The organism is Patulibacter ginsengiterrae (assembly GCF_056269115.1).
The window spans coordinates 362,078-381,100 of record NZ_JBWDOG010000002.1 but is presented as its reverse complement, the minus strand read 5'-3'; the positions used below and the strand labels follow the sequence as shown (position 1 = coordinate 381,100).

Below are 19,023 nucleotides of genomic sequence, written 5' to 3'. Positions count from 1 at the left end.
GCTAGGCCGGTCGTCCCCGCCCCCGGCCAGCGTCAGGTCATCGCCCGGTCAACTCTCGCGCCGGGCGACCGGCGAGCGTCTAGGTTGCGGGTGTGGCCCGCCCCCGGATCCTGCTGGTGGAGGACGACGACGCGATCGCGTCGGGACTGCGGCGGGTGCTCGACGGTCAGGGCTACGACGTCGATCGCCTCTCCCGCGGCGGTCCTGCGGTCGCCACCGCCCTCGACGGGCTCGACCTCGTGCTGCTCGATCTCGGCCTGCCCGACGTCGACGGGATCGACGTCTGCCGCAAGCTCCGCGCCGGTCGCATGGACCTGCCGATCGTGATCCTGACCGCCCGCGATCAGGAGGTCGACGTCGTCGCTGGCCTCGACGCCGGGGCCGACGACTACCTCGTCAAGCCGTTCCGGCTCTCGGAGCTGTTGGCCCGGATCCGTGCGCACCTGCGGCGCGTCGCGGCCTCCCGTTCCGACCGCGAGGACGACGAGATCCTGGTCGTCGGCGACCTCCGCGTCGACCGTGGCGCCCGCCGCGCTTGGCGTGGCCGCGACGAGCTGGCGCTGCGGCCGAAGGAGTTCGACCTGTTGGCGTTGCTCGTCGCCGAGGCCGGGCGCGCCGTCACCCGTGAGCGGATCATGTGGGAGGTCTGGGACACCGACTGGCTCGGGTCGACGAAGACCCTCGACACCCACGTGCTCGCGCTACGGCACAAGCTCGGTGCCCCGGCGATCACGACCCTGCGCGGCGTCGGCTACCGCTTCGAGGCTGAGTGAGACGCCGGCTCGTCCTCGCGATCGTGGCCGTCGCGGCGACCGCCGTCGTCGTCTTCGCGGTCCCGCTGGGCGTGGTCCTGTCCCAGTCCTACCGTGACCGCGAGCTGCTGCGCCTGCAACGCGACACGATCGCCGCGACCCGCCAGATCGACGTCTCGGCGTCGGTGCGCGACCCGGTCGAGCTGCCACCGTCCGCGGACGAGCTGACCGTCTACGACCGGTCCGGCCGGCGGATCACGGGCAACGGAGCTTCGGTCGCAGACGGGCTGGTCCGTGCGGCCCTCGACGGCGGACGACCGACCGACGCGCTCGAGCAGGGCCGGTTGGTCACCGCCGTCCCGCTGGTCGTCGGCGAGCGGGTGACCGGCGCCGTCCTGGCGACCCGCGACGCCACGTCAGTGGCGCGCAGCAGCCGCGACGCCTGGCTTGCGCTCGCCGGACTCGCCGCGATCCTGGTCGCGCTCTCGGGCGTCGCGGCGCTCGTGCTCGGACGCCGCCTCGCGCGGCCGTTGGAGCGGCTCGCCGGTGCCGCACGGCGGCTTGGGGACGGGGACTTCGCCGTCCGCGCCCCGCGTGCGGGCGTCGCCGAGGTCGACGCGGTCGCCGGCGCGCTCGACACCACCGCCACCCGGCTCGGGACGCTGATCGAGCGTGAGCGCGCGTTCAGCGCCGATGCCTCGCACCAGCTACGGACCCCGCTGGCCGCGCTGCGGCTGGAGCTGGAGGCGATCGGCCTCCGCGACGACGAGCCGCCGGAGCTCCCGGCCGCGCTCGCGCAGGTCGACCGCCTCGAGGCGACGATCGCAACGCTCCTCAGCGTCGGCCGCGACCGACCGCGCGGCGTCCAGCAGGAGGAGGCCGACCTCGCGCTGCTGCTGCCGGAGCTCGAGCAGCGCTGGCGCGGCGTGCTCGCCGCAGCCGGGCGTCCGCTGCGCACCGCGATCTCCGGTCCACGCCCGATCACCGTCGCCGCGCCCGGCGTGGTTCGCGAGATCCTCGACGTGCTCGTCTCCAACGCCGATCGCCACGGCGCCGGGGCGGTCACCGTCGTCGTCCGCGACGCCAAGGGCTGGATCGCCGTCGACGTCAGCGACGAGGGAGCGGGGTTCCACGACCCGTCGACCGCGTTCGATCGTCGCAGCGGCAGCGACGGTGGGCACGGGATCGGCCTGGCCCTCGCCCGGTCGCTCGCCGCGGCGGAAGGCGCACGGCTGACGATCGCTCGCGCCGGTCCCGTGCCGCGACTGACCCTGTTGCTGCCGCGCCGCGGCTACGACCCGCCCGAGGCAGACGGGAGCTGAGTGTCGGCGCCGGCGGCGTCGTCGCCCGGACCGCGGTCTCAGGTAGCTGGAACTCTGCGGCTCCGGGCGCTCCTGCAGACTGTGTCGGCGATGGGCACCGCCAGCACCGACCGAGACGCAACGCCGCCGCCGACCGATGCCGTGGGCCACGTCCCCGGACGCTCGTCGCCGCGCTCCGGCGTCGAGCGCCCGCCTCTCACGTTCGACGTGATCATTGCCGGGTGCGGACCGACCGGTGCGATGCTGGCCGCCGAACTGCGGCTGCACGATGTGCGGGTACTCGTTCTGGAGCAGGACACCGAGCCCGCGGCGTTCTCCCGCATCGTCAGTCTGCACATCCGCAGTCTCGAGCTGCTGGCGATGCGCGGACTGCTGGATCGCATGCTCGAACACGGAAGGCAGCGTCCGGTCGGCGGCATCTTCGCCGGCATTGCCAAGCCCGCGCCCGAGGGCATGGATTCCGCGCACGCCTATCTGCTGGGCATCCCGCAGCCGGTCATCGTTCGGCTGCTCGAAGAACACGCGATCGAACTGGGTGCGCAGGTCCGGCACGGTTGCTCGGTCGTGGGTCTCGAGCAGGACGACCAGGGCGTGACCGTCGAGCTGTCCGACGGAGAGCAGCTGCGTTCGCGCTATCTCGTCGGCTGTGACGGCGCGCGCAGTGCGGTACGCAAGCTGCTCGGCGTCGGCTTCCCCGGCGAGCCTTCGCGGACCGACACGCTGATGGGCGAGATGGAAGTGGGCGTCCCGCAGGAGGAGATCACCGCCAAGCTGACCGAAGTCCGCGAGACCGACAAGCGATTGAGCCTCGGGCCCTTCGGCGAGGCGATCTATCGCGTCGTAGTCCCCGCCGTGGGCGTCAGCGATCGCGCGGAGCCCCCCACCCTCGAGGACTTCAAGCAAGGATTGCGCAGCATCGCCGGAACCGATTTCGGCGTGCACTCCCCCCGCTGGTTGTCCCGCTTCGGGGATGCCACGCGGATCGCCGAGCGCTATCGGGTGGCACGAGTGCTGTTGGCCGGGGATGCGGCGCACATCCATCCACCCGCCGGCGGTCAAGGCCTCAACCTGGGCGTTCAAGACGCCTTCAACCTCGGTTGGAAGCTGGCCGCACAGATCCGCGGCTCGGCGCCGGAACCACTGCTGGACACCTACCACGCCGAACGTCATCCGGTCGCCGAGGACGTCCTGGACAACACCCGTGCCCAGATCGAGCTCGGGTCCACCGAATCGGGCCCGCAGGCCGTGCGGAGGCTGCTCACCGAACTGATGGACTTCGACCAGGTGAACCGCTACCTGATCGAGAAGATCACCGCGATCGACATCCGCTACGACTTCGGCGAAGGCCCGGACCTGCTCGGCCGCCGCCTGCGCGACATCGACGTGCAACAGGGGCGCCTATACGGTCTGCTGCATCGTGGCCGCGGCCTGCTGCTGGACCGCACCGAACGCCTGACCGTCGGCGGCTGGTCGGATCGGGTCGACTACCTCGCGGATCCCGCTGCCGCACTGGATGTCCCGTGCGTCCTGCTCCGCCCCGACGGTCACGTCGCCTGGATCGGCGACGATCAACGGGAACTGGACGTCCACCTCTCCCGCTGGTTCGGCGAGCCCGCCAAGGATTCTCGCCCGAGCCGTGGGCAACCCGCGTCTCTCTGAGTCGACCGCTGGATCAATACGCGGTTTCGGTTCCGCGGCAAGTCCGGTCTCGATCTGCGTACTCGACGCCGTCCTCCCCCAGGATTCGGAGCGCCGCCCCCGAGCACCAGGGCCGCTCATTCCCGGGACTCGACGGCTCTCCTCGCCCGCTCGGTGGATCGAGACTCTGCTGGCCACGCAAACGTCGCAGGGCAGATCACACTGACTCCCACATCGCCTAGAAGAATCTCGGCGCCAGGCCAGCCCCCTCGACGATGCTCCGCAGCAAGCGTTGCTACCTAGCCGGGACCTCGCCGGCTCGCAGTCGCATGCGGTTCAGGCCGGTATCGACCCGCACCCCCGGCTGGTCCCGCCTGCCGATCGTGTAGTAGACCGCGTGACGTCCGTCCCAGAAGAACGGCGTGCCTCCGACCGACGCACCAAGCCGATCGACCGCGGGCAGGGCACGGCCACGACGCCCGCGAAGGTCGGTGATCCACAGCCGCTGCGGATAGCTCGTCTTCCCACCAACGGTGCGCTTGGCGTCCGCCAGCACGAACGCCCGACCGTGCCCGATCGTGGTCACCACCGACCGGACCCCGACCACCGGTCTACCGATCCGACGGATCCGCCCCCGAGGATCGACCGCGACCGGGTAGACGCCCTTGCCGGCACGACCACCGATCGCGACGCTCAACGAGCCGTCCTCACGCAACGTCACGACCGCACTCGAGGCACGGGGTGCGCCCGCTGCCCGGTTGACCTGGGCCCGGGTCAACCGGTACCGCACCGCTCCTGACGCGAGATCCAAGACCCGGAGCGCTCCACGCTCTCGCTCCCAGGACACCTGGGAGTCAAACGTATTCGGATACACCAAGAGAAACCGACCCGCAACCCTTGTCGACGCAACAACCGGCGCCCGAGCACCGAACACCGCGTCCGACCATGGATCACGCAGCTGGTCCGGGCCAACCCGTTGCGGACCAACCCGTTGCGGACCAAGCACCGCCGGGTTGCCGCTGACGAACCGCGGCAACCCGCCAGTGCGTTGGTCACTGCCCTCCTGGTAGTTCAAGACGTCCTGACGCAACACGGCCCCAGAGCGAGCGTCGAAAGCCGCCAGGAACCCGACGTAGCTGGTGGGCTGCACGACCGGCGGGACAGGCGGGACGGGCGGGACCCAAAGCCCTGTCACGAACACTCGGCCCGCCCGCATCCGAAACTGCGCCACGCCCGGCAGAAGACTAGGCACGCCGTCGATGTTGACGGTCACCGGACCGGGACGCTGCATCGCGGCGAGATCCAGTGTGGTTCGCCGGGTCCGCCCGCCTGTCAGCGACCGTGAACGCAACTCGGCGCCTATCGACGGGTGACCGTCTGCCGACGACCGTACGTCAACGAGCCACCACACCCGCCCGCCTGACACAGCCAGTCCGCCGGTCCCGTAGTCCTCGTTCGTGCCGATCCGAGATGCCGGGGCGAGGTCACTCCACGCACCCGCATTTGCGGGCAGACCCGCTGCCCCCAACGAGAACGCGGCGAGAGCCCCGAGTCCGACGGCGCCCAACGGCAGGCGGTTCACTTGCACGGCCCGTTCCCCTTGGGTCCTTGCCACTTGTAGGTGGCGTGGATCACGCGCGGAGCGCGGTCGGCCACGCGAACGCCGCAGGGCCAGCTCACGCAGCCTCTCAGCCCCGACGTGACTGGGATGCTCGGTGGCCGCGTACCGCTCACGACCCGACCGCCCAGTGAGCGCGCCAGACTCTGCACTAGCGCCGTGCCTTACAGGTGGGTCGGTCGTGTCGCGAGAGCCCACCCCGGTCGATGCCGCTCGTGACCGCGACGTAGGACGTCCCGGTGCGTCGCGCCCGGCTCTGGAGACCCCAAACTGCGTAGCGGCCGTCCCAGAGCAGCGGCCATCCGGTGTGCGAGAGACCGTCACGGACGCGCCGGAACCGGATGCCGCTGCCGTCGGTGATCCACACGTCGGCATCGCAGCTGCGTGACGGCGGCCGGTTGTCGCTGACGCCGACCAGGCCGCGGCCGTGCGCCAGCAGTCCACGTACGCCACTGACGTCCCGCACTGCAGGCCCCAAGCGGCGAACCCCTCCACGCCGGTCGACGAAGACCGGCGCGAACGATCCACGTCCCGCCCGGCCGTCGCCCGCCAGGGGGCCCCGCCCGGTCTCGACCGCAACCGATCCGTCGTCCTGCAACCGCACGTCCTGTACCTGAACGCCCCGCGACGCCGATCGCAACGCGACCTTCTTGATCCCCACGCTGAACCGTTGCCGGCCGGTCCGCAGATCGAACACCCGCAACCGCGCGGCATGACGCTGAGGACCCTCGATCTGCTCATCCGTCCAACGGTCCGCCCCGGTCATCTGCGACGCATAGCGCCCGTTGATCTGCGTCGGACCCTTCGCCGGATCCGGGGCCACGCCAACCGGCCGGCGGTTCTCGGGATCCAGCAGGATCCGGCGACCGCCAGCCTGGCCCCCATCCAGCAGGACCCGGCTGTCGGAGGTCGATGTGGCCGTGGGAGCCGGCGACTGCAGCTCGACCTGTCGACCGGAAGTCGTGTCGACGATCTGTCGTGCGACGCCTCCGCACTGCACCTGGGGGGCCGGACCACAGGCCTGGACCTCGAGGTACGCCCGGTCGTCGACGAACCCGGTCAGCCTCGCGCTGACGACAACGCCGTCGCCGGCGGGGCGCAGACCGCCGTCGCCGGGCGGCAGTGCCTCTCTGGGCGGCAGCGCGATCGACCGCGACTGCAGATCGCCGCCCGCCAACGGGCGCGACTGGAGCATCGTCGGGCCGGCGCGGCCTTGCTCGGCCGTCGCGGTCAGCCACCACACGCGTCCGTCGGCGACGACGGGATCATCGCCAGGAGGCACCGACTGCTCCCACGCCGAGGCCGAGGGCGCCACGAGCAGGATGCCCGCGATCGCCCACGTCAGGCTCGTCGCGACGACCGGTCGCAAGTGGTTCGTGCTCAGCATTGCGGAAGGTCGCTCGGCATCAGCGCGGACACTGCGGAACGGCCGAGGTCCGCAGCTTCAGCCGGTGCAGTCCGCGCCAGACGAGCATCGCTCGGTCCCGATCACCGCTGGGCTCCGAGATCGGCCGGCCGTAGACCAACGTGCGTCCGTCCCAGAAGACGGGCGCATCGTCGCCGGCGACGGCGAGGTCGCGCGGCATACGGAGACGCGCGCCACGCCGACCAGCCCGATCGACCACCCAGAGCCCTTCGCAGGCCCGACGGCGGCCGGACGTTCTCGCCGACCCGTAGACGAAGACGACGGTGCGTCGATCGACCCCTGACGGCTCGACGAGCACAGCGCTCGCGCCGCCCATCCGCGCACCGACCTTCCGAACACGTCCGCTGGCGTCGACGAACACCGGCTGAACACCACGCCGGCGGGCGCTGAAGCCGACCGCCAACTCGCCCTTTGCCACCAGTCGCGCGTTCAGCGACAGCGACGGCTTCGCTCGTGACATGCTCCCCCAAAGCTGGTCGTAGCCCAAGCTGTAGGCGGTCATGCCGGTCCGAAGATCGGCGACGACGAGATCCCGGAAGACGAGCCTGGATTCGGGCGACGGGGCGTATCGATACTGGATGATGCGCCCCCCGTTGGTCCTCGGCACCCCCAGACTCGGCTCGCTGACCCCAGCAGGAAGCGGACGCACCTCGCCGGTCCGAAGGATCCGAAGCTCGCCCGCCGTCTCCGGCGGCGCCGCCGGGCGGACGAGCACGAGCGGGTCGGTCCCCGCGATCTGCTCGCCGGGCCGTGAGACGACGGTCGCTGCTGCCCCGTCGTCGGCCCGGTAGCCGGCGACGGTCGTTCCCACGCACACGGCCAGTCCGGAGTTGGAGATGTCCTCACCCGACAGGCACCACGAGTACTGCACCAGCACCCGGCCGTCCTCGACGACGACCCGATCCACCGACGCATAGCGGTACGACCCGTGGTCGACGTAGCCGCCGGGCACCGGGTGGTAGACGGCGACGCCGTCCAACGAGCGCGGCAGCGTCGAGCGCCATCGCTGCGTCGCTCCTCCAGCAAGCGGGCGCGAACGCAGCTCGAGCGCCAAGCCGCGTCGGAAGACCGCCCACGATCGTCCCGCTGCGGCCGTGACCGCCTCGCGGTCCCAGCCCTTGGCGGTCGTCGGCCAGGAAGCCGCCGTCACCGAGGCCGTCGCGGGCATCGCCGATGACGCGATGCCAACGACGGTCATCACGCCCGCGATCAGCATGCGAGCCCGTGCCCGCTGGCGTCGGACCGAGCGCTGGGCCCCGATGTCGAAGCCCTGCGCCGACGACGACCCACCGAGCGCGCTCGAGGGCGCCAACAGCAAGCCGGCTGGTGACGGTTGCCCGCCTGCCCCACCACCACCTGGTTCCGTTCCGGCGACCGCTGAAGCAGCGCCGCTCAGGGGCGAGAGTCCAACGACTCCGAGAGCGAACAGACCACGGACGCGACGCATCGGTCGCTCCTTCACACACGAGGGACGGGTGCGCCACCTGGATAGCGCAAGCAGGAACGTAGACGATCGCCCGGCTCCGCCGCGCCAGAAGCGGCGAACTTCGCGAGTGTCCGAGAGTCGGACGGCGGTCTTCAGCTCGACCCTTCGCGACCGATCAGGTCGGCGGCGAGCGAGACCGCGCGCTCGTCGACGTCGGTGTCGGGGGTGAAGCCGAGCCGCGCGACCACCAGCCGCTTCGACGGCACCACGATCAGCCACTGGCCGTCGTGGCCTGAGGCGAAGTACGCGTCGGCCGGCAGTCTCGGTTCCGCCAGCGAGCGGTCGGGCCTGCGGTTGGCCCACCAGCCCGTCGCGTAGCCCTCGTCCTCGCTCTCGACCGCGACGGCCCGGGTCGACTCCGCCATCCAGCCCTTGGGCAACAGACGCCGGCCGTTCCAGACCCCGCCGGCGAGCGCGAACTGGCCGACCGCCGCCCAGTCCCGCGGCGTCGCCCACATGTAGGACCCGCAGACCGGGGTGCCGACCGCATCCGGCTCGAAGACCGCGCTCGACAGCCCGAGCGGCGCGAAGAGCACCCGACGCGGGAAGTCCGCGCCGCCGTGCTTGGGCGCGAGGATCGCGCACAACAGCGTCGGGCTTCCGGTCGAGTACTGCTGGTAGCTGCCCGGGGCGTGCGCCAACGACTGACTGGCGACGTAGGCGCCCATGTCGCGCTTGACGTAGAGCATCTTCGTGATCGGGGTGCCCAACGAGTACGTCTCGTCCCAGTCCAGGCCGCTCGTCATCTGCATCAGCTGACGGACGGTGATGCGGGCGCGGGCGTCGTGCCACTCCGGTCGCAGGTGGTCGTCGTCGAGGCGGACCTCGCCCTGGGCGACCAGCCGGCCCACGAGCAGGTTCGTCACGCTCTTGGTCATCGACCAGCCGAGCTGCGGCACCTGCGGCCCGAAGCCCTTCGCGTAGCGTTCCCCGAGCAGCTTGCCGTCCTCAAGGACGACGATCCCGCGGGTGCCGAGCGTCGTCCGCTCGTCCTCGGGCAGGTCGTCCCCGAACGCCTTCGCGATCGCGGCGTCCACGGCGGGATCCCGGCGTCGCGGCGCGCGGGCGCTGGCGTAGGGGTTGCGGTCCGGGGAGACCTCCGTGGCCGGTCCCAGATCGGGGCGCTCGTCGGCCAGGGTGCAGCCGAACCCCGGCGTCGCGAACGCCCGCTGCTTGGCCAGCACGCCGAGCAGGCTGCCCGTGGCCGAGTCGTCTCCCGTGCTGGTCGACAGGAGCGGCTTCAGCGGGTTCGGCGGCAGGTCCGCGTCGGGGTCCTGCCGGTCGGCGACGTACTTCAGGGCGCACGCGTTGTGCGCCGCGTATCCGGTCCCGGTCAGCAGCATCGGCCGCTCGTACCAGTAGCCGCCGACGATGACCGCGAGCAGGACGGCCAGTACCGCGAGGACGATCTTGCGACGACGACGCATGGAGCGAGACGAATCTATTCGTCTCGCTGACGAGGAGCCGTTCGCCGGACCGAGCCGGTTGCCGGAGCCACGTGCGGGACCTATCGTGCGTTGCATGAGCGGCGAGGACGCCGGGGCGCTGTACGACCGGATCGGCCGGACGTACGCCGTGGGGCGCAGGACCGACCCGCGAATCGCAGCGCGGATCTGGACGGCCCTGGGCGACGCCCGGACCGTCCTCAACGTCGGTGCCGGCACCGGCTCGTACGAGCCTCCCGACCGCGACGTCACCGCGGTGGAGCCCTCCGCGGTCATGCGGGGGCAGCGCCCGCCGGACGCCGCCCCGTGCGTGGCGGCCTCGGCCGAGCATCTTCCGTTCGATGACGGGGCCTTCGACGCCGCGATGGCGGTCCTCACCGACCACCATTGGCGCGACCCGATCGCGGGGCTCCGCGAGATGCAGCGGGTCGCGCGCCGCGTCGTCGTGTTCCAGTGGGACAACGCCGCGCTGCCGGACTACTGGCTGGTCCGCGACTACCTCCCGGAGTTCGGCGTCGCCGCCACGACCAGCCGTCCCTCGCTGGCCGAGCGAGCCGCGGCGCTCGGCGCGTCGATCTGGCCCGTCCCGGTCCCGTCCGACTGCGTCGACGGGTTCTTCTGCTGCTACTGGAACCGTCCCGCGGCCTATCTCGACCCGGACGTCCGCCGCAACACCTCGGTCTGGGATCGACTCGGCCCGGCGATCGAGCAGCGCGCCGTCACCGCCCTGGCCGCCGACCTCGAAGGCGGACGCTGGCACGCGCGACATGGCGGCCTGGTCGACCTCGACGAGGCCGACGTCGGGGCGCGCCTGCTGACGGCCGACGCGAGGGCGGCATCGACGGCCGGACGCTAGTCGGCATCACCCGACCGCTGCCGCGACCAACGTCGCCTAGCTCACCGCGCCCCACGACTCCGTGCTGTGGGCCGCCGCCGCGACCGCCTCGGGCAGCGCCTGCTCCAGGGTCCGCGTGCTGTACCCGTCCTGCCCGAGGCGGGCCAGCAGCACGCCGCCGATGGTGTCCCCCGCTCCCGTCGCGTTGACCGCACGCACGCCCACCCCGGGCACCCGCCGTCGCACCCCGTCGGCAACCAGCAGCGCCCCGTCGGGCCCGAGCGTGACGACGACGTTGCGGGCGCCGAGCTCCAGCAGCGCCCGCGCTCCGTCGTCCGGATCGTCTTCGCCGGACAGCAGCCGGATCTCGTCGCGGTTGGCCTTCAGCAGGAACGTGCCGGGCACGCTCGCGCGCGCCACGGCGACGGCCTGGGCGGGGTCCGTCCAGAGGTTCGAGCGCACGTTCGGGTCGAAGACCACCGGGACGCCGCGCTCCAGCGCTCGCGCTCGCGCCGCCCGCGTGACCGCCCGGTGGTCGGGCTCGATCTGCATGCTGGTGCTGAAGAACAACGCGTCGCAGGCGTCGACCGCCGTCTCGATCGGGCCCGCCAGCGCCCCGAAGCCCGGCGTCAGCCCCGCGCCGTAGAAGGCGTAGGACGGCTCAGCCGCGGCGCTGACCGTGACGAACGCGACCGGCGTGGTCAGCTCGTCGCGGCGGAGGAGCCATTCCAGGCCGACGCCTTCGTCGGCGAGCCGGCGCGCTAGCCAATCACCCCAGGCGTCGGCCCCGACGACCCCGCCGAGGGCCGCTCGCCCACCGTGCCGGGCGACCACCACGCAGACGTTCGCGCTCGCCCCGCCGAGGTGCGGGACGAACGCGTCGACCTCCTCGAACGACCGCACGGGCCGCTCGCAGATCATGTCGACGAGCACCTCGCCGAGGACCAGGACCCGACCGCGGGCCGCCCCCGGCGCCGCCGACTCGGACGGGTCGGACGGGGCCGCCGCGCCGCGGGGATCACCCGCGGCGGCACGCTGCGCTCGGTCGTTCATGCCCGTCATCGTCGCGCGCCGGTCGGCGGGGCGGATCGTCGGCCCGGCGCTCGACCGGCCCGTCGACGCGCGACCGGAACGACCAGCCCGAGGGCGTCCCTCCCGCTCGGCCGGGCCTTCGTGCCCGTGACGGTGCCGACCCGCGCGATCGGACCTTACGCCGCGGCCGCCGGTCCGAACCAGGTGGTCAGCGCGTCGGTCAGGCCCGATGCGCTGCCGTCCCCGACCCAGGCCACGTACCCGTCGGGCCGGATCAACACGGCCGCGGGCGCAGCGACCGTCCCGAGCGCCGGAAGCTCCCAGACGCCGGCGTACTCGGCGTCGACCTGCCGGACCCGATCGGCCCACGGACCGATCTCGAGGCCCCCGGGCGCGCCGAGGTTCAGCAACACCGGCCGGGCGTCGTGCAGCAGCGCGTAGACGCGGAGCGGACCGTCGGCGGTGACCAGGTCGAGGTCGGGCATCCGGCGCCCGAGCAGCGGGTGTCCCTCACCGAGGTCGTAGTGGATGCCGAGGCCGGACAACGTCGCGGCAAGTTGCTCGCGCGGCTCGTCCGCCACGAGCAGCTCGGCGATCACCTCGGTCAGGGCCTTGGTGCGGTCGTCCGGTCGGCGCAGCGCGACCGAGGCCATCGTGTTGCGCAGCACGCGGGCCGCGACCGGATGACGCTCCGCGTGGTAGCTGTCGAGGAGGCTCTCCGGCGCCGTCCGCTCGACCACCCGGGCCAGCTTCCAGCCCAGGTTGACCGCGTCCTGGACGCCGGTGTTGAGGCCCTGCCCGCCGTCCGGCGAGTGCACGTGCGCGGCGTCGCCGGCCAGCAGCACCCGTCGGTCGCGGTAGGCCGCGGCCTGCCGCGTCATGTCGGTGAAGCGGGAGATCCAGGTCGGGCTGTGGGCCCCGTAGTCGGTCCCGTCCACGGCGATCAGCGCCTCGCTGAGATCACGCAGGGTGGGCTCCTCGGTCGTGGATCCGACGTGCTCCTCGGTCACCATGACCCGGATCGGCCCGCCCTTCGCGTAGATGATCTCGCCGTCACGGATCTCGTAGTCCGTCTTGCCGTAGGCATGGGTGCCGAGGGCGCTGTGGTGGATGCCCAGCTCCGGCTCCTCGGCCATCTCGACCTCGGCGATCAGGCTGCTGATCGTCGGATCCCACCCGGGGAACTCGATCCCGGCTGCCTTCCGGATCAGGCTGCGTCCGCCGTCGCACCCGACGAGGTACTCCGCCCGCAGCGACGTGCCGTCGGAGAGGTCGACATCGACGCCCCTGTCGTCCTGGGTGAAGCCGGTGACCTCGCGCCCGCGGTAGAGCGTCACCGCCAGCTCGTCGACCCAGCCGGCCAGGATCCGCTCGATGTGGTTCTGCCACAGCCCGAGCCCGTATCCGTGCCGGGTCGGAAAGCCGCTGATGTCCAGCGAGACTCCGGCGAACGCCGAGACCTGCGCCTGCTGCCCCTCCGCCAGGAACCGGTCGGCGATCCCGCGCTGGTCGAGGACCTCGATCGTGCGCGAGTGCAGGCCACCCGCGCGCGAGCCGGCGAGCTCCTGGCTGGCTCGCCGCTCGACGATCGCCACGTCGACGCCCGCCAGCGCCAGCTCACCCGCCAGCATCAGCCCCGTCGGTCCGCCTCCGGCAATCACCACGGCATGCTCGTTCGTGCGCATCTCGCTTCTCCCTCGTTCGTCGGTCCTGATCTGCGACGAGGCGAGTATGGGGCACCCTCCGCGACCTCATGAGGGCTTCGTGTGCGGTATAAATTAAGAGTGGAGAGAGCGGTTGACGCCCTCTCCTTCTTTCGTTCGGTGCCGCCGTGGCCGCTCGTCCCGGCAACCACCCGAACGACGGCCCGTGGAATCACGGATGCGCGGCCTCCCGCGACGCTCCTACGCTGAGGCCATGCCCTGGGAACCACGCCTGCGACCGATCCTCGTCCTCGGGCTCGCGACGGCCTTCGTCGCCGTCCCCGGCGAGGCGATCGGGGCGCCGAACCCGCTGGCGATCCCCCACGCCGCCACGACCACCGTGGCCAAGAAGAAGCGACACCGCAAGGGCCGCGCGACACCGGAGAAGACCACCGCGACCGTCAGCGGATCGTGGACGATCACCCGCACGGGCGAGCTCCACGGTGGCGTCGAGAGCGAGAAGCTGACCGTCACGGTCAAGGACGGCAAGGTCACGTTCCCCGAGCAGACCGGGCGTACCGCGAAGGGCAAGGCCGACGTCGCGATCACCTACCAGGGCACGTACAGCACCGACGATCGCTCGTGGCATGCCGGCTGCGATCACGAGGAGCGGACGTCGACCGCGACCTTCCACGACAGCTATCCGATCTACGTCTACGGCACCAACCGGCGGACGGTCGGCGGCAAGGAGCAGAAGCTCGTCGGTGGCTGGGGCGTCGAGGTCGCCTGGCCGTCGGTCTCGAAGATGGGCCTGGTCACGACCGGCTACTACGAGGACTGGGAGTCGATCCTGATGCAGAGCTGCCAGCGGGCGTCGATCGGCGAGCCGCTCGGCGGCTGGAACGTCCAGTTCGCGGCGACGCTGGGCGCGACCGGCAGCCTCAACGGTGGCGGCACCGGCGTCCTGCTCACCCACGCTCAATCGGGCTTCGAGCAGACCGAGACGGTCGACGGTCGGATCTCGTTCTCGAAGTCGGTCGAGAAGCGCTGACCAGTCGGCTACCCGAGGCTGAGGGCGACCTCCTCAGCGAGCCGCGCGAGCTTCTGCGGGTTTCGGACGGCGTAGATCCTCGTGATCCGGCCGTCCTCGATCACCAGGCTCGTGACGGTGTCGAGCTGGCCGTCGAGCTCGAGCCGCACCGCCGGGGCCCCGTTGAGCCAGATCGGCATCGCCTCGACCATGCCGCTCAACCTGGTCAGCAGCGGGGCCACCCGCTTCGCGCCCACGATCGGCCGCTTGGCCGCGGTGACGATGCCTCCACCGTCGGCGACGACGACCACGTCCGGCGCGAGCACGTCCAGCAGCCCCTGCAGGTCGCCGCCGCGGACCGCGGCCAGGAACCGCTCGACCACGGCTTCGTGCTCGGCGCGGCTCACCGGCGCCCGCGGCCGCCGCGCGGTCACGTGCTCTCGAGCGCGGTGCGCGATCTGCCGCACCGCCGCCGGCGACTTGTCGACCGCCTCCGCGATCTCGTCGTACGGGGTGTCGAACACCTCGCGGAGCACGAACACGGCCCGCTCGGTGGCGCCGAGGGTCTCCAGCACGGTCAGCATCGCGAACGAGACGCTCTCGGCGAGCGCGACGTCCTCGGCTACGTCGGGGCTGGTCAGGAGCGGCTCGGGGAGCCACTCGCCGACGTACTCCTCGCGCCGCCGCGCCAGCGTGCGCAGCTGGTTGAGCGCCTGCCGGGTGACGATCCGGACGAGGTAGGCCCGCGGGTCGTGCACCTCCGCCCGGGCCGCGGTCCCGAGCTGGTCCCACCGCAGCCAGGTCTCCTGCACGACATCCTCGGCGTCGGCGGCGGAGCCGAGCATCTCGTAGGCGACGGTGAAGAGCAGACGGCGGTGGGCGACGAACGGGTCACCGGTCATGCCGGAGACGCTACGCCGCTCGGCTGGGCCAGGGGCGCAAGGCCGCACGATGCCGAGAACCCCTGGGCCTCGATCCCGAGCGCGACGTTCGACCGCGCCATCTGGTTCGCCATCGAGGCGATCGCCGTCAGCTCGATCAGGGCCGGCGCTCCGAGCTGCTCCAGCAGCCGAGCGGAGAGCTCGTCGGTGACGGTCGGCGGCGTCTGGCTGATCGCCTCGGCGTACTCCAGGACGTCGCGCTCCAGCGGGGTGAACACGTTCGATTCCCGCCACCGCGGCACCTCTCGTGCCTTGGCCACGTCGAGTCCGTCGTTGTGTGCCTGGAAGTACGTCATGTCGAGGCAGAACGAGCAGCCGATCAGGGACGCCACCGCCATGTGGGCGTAGGACTTCAGGTCCGTGTCGCACGCGTTCCACTTCATGGACTTCTGGCCCATGCTGAGGCTGGCCTTGAGCACCGGCTGGTTGTGCCACAGCACGCCGAGGCCCTCGGGCACCTGGCCGAGCATCCGCTTGCTGAACCGCTTGATCAGTGCGCCGTAGAGACCGGTGATCTCGGTCGCGGGGATCCGGGTGTTGCTGGTCATGTTCGCCTCCTCGTTCGGTGTTCTCGGCATGAGGACACCGGCCAGCGCCGATCCGTGACAGCGCGCGACAGACCCGGGCCGGCACAGCGCCGCGACGGACCTCCACCACGGTCGTTCGTCGCCGCGGTCGCAGGCTCGGCGTCTTCCGCTGCTCTAGGGTGCAGCGATGGTCGGCATGGACGTCCCAGATCCGCACATCGCCCCGCACGTCGACCGCGCGGCGCTGGTCGTGATCGATACCCAGGTCGACTTCGCCGACGGTGGCCGCACCCCGATCGACGGGACCACCGCGATCGTCCCGCAGCTGGCCACGCTGGTCGCCGCGTTCCGCGCCGCAGGCCGGCCGATCGTCCACATCGTGCGGTTGTACGACGGCGACGACGTCGACCTGGTCCGACGGACGCTCGTGGCCGCCGGAGCGGGCCCGGTCGCTCCGGGCAGCCCCGGGTCGCAGCTGCTCGACGCGCTGCGTCCGATCGGGACCCCCGACCTCGACCACGAGCGCCTCATCCGCGGCGAGGCGCAGCCCCTGGGCCCCGACGAGGTCGTGCTCTGGAAGCCGCGATGGAGCGCGTTCTTCCGCACCCCGCTCGACGAGCACCTGCGGGCGCGGAACGTCGACACCGTCGTGATCGCGGGCTGCAACTTCCCGAACTGCCCGCGTGCGACCGCCTTCGACGCCAGCGAGCTCGACTACCGCACCGTCCTGGTGACCGACGCGCTCAGCGGTGTCACGCCCCACCACATCGACGAGATGCAGCGGATCGGCGTGCTCGCGGCGACGACCGACGATCTCTGCCGCGAGCTTCCAGCAGCCCCGGTCTCGCGGTGACTCCCAGCGCGAGGTGCTCAGCGCCTCGCGCTTACCCCAGCCAGCCGGCCAGCTCGTCGATCGCGCCAGGCAGGACGTAGTAGTACGCCCACAGGCCCTGGCGCTCGCTGTCGACGATCCCCGCGTCGCGCAGCTTCTTGAGGTGGTGGCTCAGCGTCGACTGCGAGACGTCGAACAACGGCACCAGCTCGCAGACGCAGACCTTGCCGGCGTGCTTGCGCAGGACGTCGACGAGCTGCAGGCGGATCGGATCGCCCAGGGCCTTGGCGACCTCGGCCATCCGCAGCGCCTGCGCGCGGTCGACGTCCGGGTAGACCACCGGCTCGCAGCAGGGCTCCCCCGCCCCACGCTTGATCTTCGGCGTCAGCTCCATATCGACGGACATCGATCTAGGACGCTACACGAAAGAATCACGTTTGTCGATTGAAGTGATGATCATCAATCGATACGGTTCGCGGCATGGCCACCGCCTCCGCCGCCCAGGCCACTGCCGAGGCGCCCGTCCTCCAGCGCCTGTCGACCCTCGACCGGTTCCTCCCGGCCTGGATCCTGGTCGCCATGGGCGTCGGCCTCGGGCTCGGCGCGGCGATCCCGTCGATCGACGAGGGCTTGGACCGGCTCCGGATCGGGACGGTCTCGCTGCCGATCGCGCTCGGTCTGCTGCTGATGATGTACCCCGTCCTCGCCAAGGTCCGCTACGGCGAGGTCGTCCGCGACCGCAGCCCGCAGACGGCGAGGATGCTCGGCGCCTCGCTGGTGCTGAACTGGATCGTCGGGCCGGCGCTGATGTTCGCGCTGGCCTGGATCTTCCTCGCCGACCAGCCGGAGTTCCGGACGGGCCTGATCATCGTCGGTCTCGCCCGCTGCATCGCGATGGTCCTGATCTGGAGCGACCTCTCCTGTGCCGACCGCGAGTCGACGGCACTGCTCGTCGCCGTCAACTCGGTCTTCCAGATCGTCGCCTACAGCGTCCTCGGCTGGTTCTACCTGACGGCCCTCCCCGACCTGCTCGGTCTCGACTCGCAGGGCTTCTCGATCGGGATCTGGGAGGTCGCCCGGACGGTCCTGATCTTCCTCGGGATCCCGCTGGTCGCCGGAGCGTTGACCCGCGTGATCGGGGTCCGACGGAAGGGCGAGGCCTGGTACGAGCAGACGTTCCTGCCGAAGATCGGGCCGTTCGCGCTCTACGGGCTGCTGTTCACGATCGTGATGCTGTTCGCGATCCAGGGCGACGCGATCACGTCGCAGCCGCTCGACGTCGCGCGGATCGCGCTCCCCCTGCTCGTCTACTTCGGCGTGATGTTCGCCGCCGGGCTCGCCGCGGGGCGACTGATCGGCGCGACCTACGCCCGCACCGCCTCGCTCGCCTTCACGGCCGCCGGCAACAACTTCGAGCTGGCGATCGCCGTCGCGATCGGGGTCTTCGGGGCGACGTCCGGCCAGGCCCTGGCCGGCGTCGTCGGCCCACTGATCGAGGTGCCGGTGCTCGTCGGCCTCGTCTACGTGGCGCTCTGGATCCGTCGCCGGTACTACCCGGCCGAAGAGGCGGAGGCACGCTCGCGGGATGGGGCCGTCGCCCCGTCGCTGGCGGCCGAGTCCGCGTGATCCCACGAACCCGTCCCCCGCGTCCTCGGTGACCACCGCATGAGCCACGTCCTCTTCGTCTGCCTCCAGAACGCCGGCCGCTCCCAGATCAGCCAGGCGCTGTTCGCCCGGGCCGCCGGTGCGGTCCACGAGGCCCGCTCTGCCGGGACGACGCCCGCGGACCGCGTTCACCCCGAGGTGATCGAGGCGATGGACGAGCTGGGGATCGACCTTCGCGATCGAACCCCGCGGGGGCTCACCCAGGAGCTGGCCGAGTGGGCCGACGTCGTGGTCACGATGGGCTGCGGCGACGCCTGCCCGTACGTGCCTGGCGTCCGCTACATCGACTGGGAGCTCGAGGACCCCTCGGGCAAGAGCCTCGACCAGGTCCGGCGGACGCGCGACGAGATCGACCGGCGGGTTCGGGCGCTGGCGGCCGAGCTGTCCGTCTGAGCAAGGGCAGGCGAGATCTCGACAGGCCCCGGTTCCAGTGGCCTCTTCAGCCGAGGTGTGACACTCGAACCATGGAGATTCAGGTTCTCTATTTCGCTGGGTGCCCGTCGTTTGGCGAGCTGATGCCGCGGCTACGGGCGCTTGTCCTTGACAGTGGCCTCGATCCCAGCTCGATCCAGCTGCAGGCTATTGAGACCGTCGAGGACGCCGAGCGCCAGCGCTTCCTCGGTTCGCCGTCGATTCGCGTCAACGGGCGCGATATCGACTCGGACGCCGCGACGCGCACCGACTACGGGATGAAGTGTCGGATCTACCGTTGCGAAGGCGGGCCGAGACCGACGCCTCCAGACGCGTGGATTCGGCGCGCCATTCGTCAGGCAAGCGCCGACGCTGACGGGGGAACAGCACCCGCAAGCACCTAGCCCTGTTGGTGCCGAG

Annotated in this window: 17 protein-coding genes and 1 pseudogene; 9 read left to right on the top strand and 9 right to left on the bottom strand. The window is 71.4% G+C overall.

Annotated features, from left to right (window positions below):
* Positions 1 to 92: 92 nt before the first annotated feature.
* The 3 genes from ACVUH9_RS05215 (at position 93) to rox (ending at position 3,733) form a co-directional block, all read left to right on the top strand.
* A complete protein-coding gene (locus tag ACVUH9_RS05215; RefSeq protein ID WP_475754617.1) occupies positions 93 to 773 on the top strand; it encodes a response regulator transcription factor in 681 nt (226 codons plus the stop codon).
* A complete protein-coding gene (locus tag ACVUH9_RS05210; RefSeq protein ID WP_475754615.1) occupies positions 770 to 2,074 on the top strand; it encodes a HAMP domain-containing sensor histidine kinase in 1,305 nt (434 codons plus the stop codon). The genes ACVUH9_RS05215 and ACVUH9_RS05210 overlap by 4 nt, the downstream gene beginning before the upstream one ends.
* A 90-nt stretch (positions 2,075 to 2,164) precedes the next feature.
* Positions 2,165 to 3,733, top strand: a complete 1,569-nt coding sequence (gene rox / locus ACVUH9_RS05205) for a rifampin monooxygenase (RefSeq protein ID WP_475754613.1) — start codon at positions 2,165 to 2,167, stop codon at positions 3,731 to 3,733.
* Between the two features lie 274 nt (positions 3,734 to 4,007).
* Here the strand turns inward: rox and ACVUH9_RS05200 are convergent, their stop codons facing one another.
* From ACVUH9_RS05200 to ACVUH9_RS05185, 4 genes are all read right to left on the bottom strand, one after another.
* Complete coding sequence (locus ACVUH9_RS05200; protein WP_475754611.1) at positions 4,008 to 4,985, bottom strand: hypothetical protein; 978 nt, start codon at positions 4,983 to 4,985, stop codon at positions 4,008 to 4,010.
* Between the two features lie 496 nt (positions 4,986 to 5,481).
* A complete protein-coding gene (locus tag ACVUH9_RS05195) occupies positions 5,482 to 6,717 on the bottom strand; it encodes a hypothetical protein (protein ID WP_475754609.1) in 1,236 nt (411 codons plus the stop codon).
* A 19-nt stretch (positions 6,718 to 6,736) separates the two neighbouring features.
* On the bottom strand, positions 6,737 to 8,074 hold the full coding sequence (locus tag ACVUH9_RS05190; protein WP_475754607.1) for a hypothetical protein: 1,338 nt from the start codon (positions 8,072 to 8,074) through the stop codon (positions 6,737 to 6,739).
* Positions 8,075 to 8,334: 260 nt separating this feature from the next.
* Positions 8,335 to 9,669 (bottom strand): serine hydrolase domain-containing protein, encoded by a 1,335-nt coding sequence (locus tag ACVUH9_RS05185; RefSeq protein WP_475754605.1) that lies wholly within the window; start codon positions 9,667 to 9,669, stop codon positions 8,335 to 8,337.
* 118 nt (positions 9,670 to 9,787) lie between these two features.
* On the opposite strand from ACVUH9_RS05185, the pseudogene ACVUH9_RS05180 reads away from it, so the two are divergent.
* Positions 9,788 to 10,543, top strand: a pseudogene (locus ACVUH9_RS05180) (class I SAM-dependent methyltransferase); the annotation flags it as partial.
* Positions 10,544 to 10,579: 36 nt separating this feature from the next.
* Here the strand turns inward: ACVUH9_RS05180 and ACVUH9_RS05175 are convergent.
* Both ACVUH9_RS05175 and ACVUH9_RS05170 read right to left on the bottom strand, forming a co-directional pair.
* Entirely contained in the window at positions 10,580 to 11,575 is a 996-nt protein-coding gene (locus tag ACVUH9_RS05175) for a carbohydrate kinase family protein (protein ID WP_475754603.1), read from the bottom strand.
* A gap of 155 nt (positions 11,576 to 11,730) precedes the next feature.
* A complete protein-coding gene (locus tag ACVUH9_RS05170; protein WP_475754602.1) occupies positions 11,731 to 13,239 on the bottom strand; it encodes an FAD-dependent monooxygenase in 1,509 nt (502 codons plus the stop codon).
* A 232-nt stretch (positions 13,240 to 13,471) separates the two neighbouring features.
* Here ACVUH9_RS05170 and ACVUH9_RS05165 point away from each other — a divergent pair, with 232 nt between their 5' ends.
* The gene (locus tag ACVUH9_RS05165) at positions 13,472 to 14,248 is read left to right on the top strand and encodes a hypothetical protein (protein WP_475754600.1); all 777 of its coding nucleotides are present in this window, start codon (positions 13,472 to 13,474) and stop codon (positions 14,246 to 14,248) included.
* An 8-nt stretch (positions 14,249 to 14,256) separates the two neighbouring features.
* On the opposite strand, the gene ACVUH9_RS05160 is transcribed toward ACVUH9_RS05165, so the two are convergent.
* The gene (locus ACVUH9_RS05160) at positions 14,257 to 15,129 is read right to left on the bottom strand and encodes an RNA polymerase sigma-70 factor (protein WP_475754598.1); all 873 of its coding nucleotides are present in this window, start codon (positions 15,127 to 15,129) and stop codon (positions 14,257 to 14,259) included.
* A complete protein-coding gene (locus tag ACVUH9_RS05155; RefSeq protein WP_475754596.1) occupies positions 15,126 to 15,716 on the bottom strand; it encodes a carboxymuconolactone decarboxylase family protein in 591 nt (196 codons plus the stop codon). The genes ACVUH9_RS05160 and ACVUH9_RS05155 overlap by 4 nt, the downstream gene beginning before the upstream one ends.
* A 166-nt stretch (positions 15,717 to 15,882) precedes the next feature.
* On the opposite strand from ACVUH9_RS05155, the gene ACVUH9_RS05150 reads away from it, so the two are divergent.
* Positions 15,883 to 16,548: a cysteine hydrolase family protein gene (locus ACVUH9_RS05150; RefSeq protein WP_475754594.1), complete on the top strand. Its 666-nt coding sequence runs from the start codon at positions 15,883 to 15,885 to the stop codon at positions 16,546 to 16,548.
* 31 nt (positions 16,549 to 16,579) lie between these two features.
* Here ACVUH9_RS05150 and ACVUH9_RS05145 read toward each other — a convergent pair whose 3' ends face one another.
* On the bottom strand, positions 16,580 to 16,933 hold the full coding sequence (locus ACVUH9_RS05145) for an ArsR/SmtB family transcription factor (protein WP_475754592.1): 354 nt from the start codon (positions 16,931 to 16,933) through the stop codon (positions 16,580 to 16,582).
* 74 nt (positions 16,934 to 17,007) lie between these two features.
* On the opposite strand from ACVUH9_RS05145, the gene arsB reads away from it, so the two are divergent.
* From arsB to ACVUH9_RS05130, 3 genes are all read left to right on the top strand, one after another.
* Positions 17,008 to 18,153 (top strand): ACR3 family arsenite efflux transporter, encoded by a 1,146-nt coding sequence (gene arsB / locus ACVUH9_RS05140; protein ID WP_475754590.1) that lies wholly within the window; start codon positions 17,008 to 17,010, stop codon positions 18,151 to 18,153.
* A 39-nt stretch (positions 18,154 to 18,192) separates the two neighbouring features.
* Positions 18,193 to 18,585, top strand: coding sequence for an arsenate-mycothiol transferase ArsC (locus ACVUH9_RS05135; protein ID WP_475754588.1), 393 nt, complete (start codon positions 18,193 to 18,195; stop codon positions 18,583 to 18,585).
* 71 nt (positions 18,586 to 18,656) lie between these two features.
* Positions 18,657 to 19,007 (top strand): DF family (seleno)protein, encoded by a 351-nt coding sequence (locus ACVUH9_RS05130; RefSeq protein ID WP_475754586.1) that lies wholly within the window; start codon positions 18,657 to 18,659, stop codon positions 19,005 to 19,007.
* Positions 19,008 to 19,023: the final 16 nt, after the last annotated feature.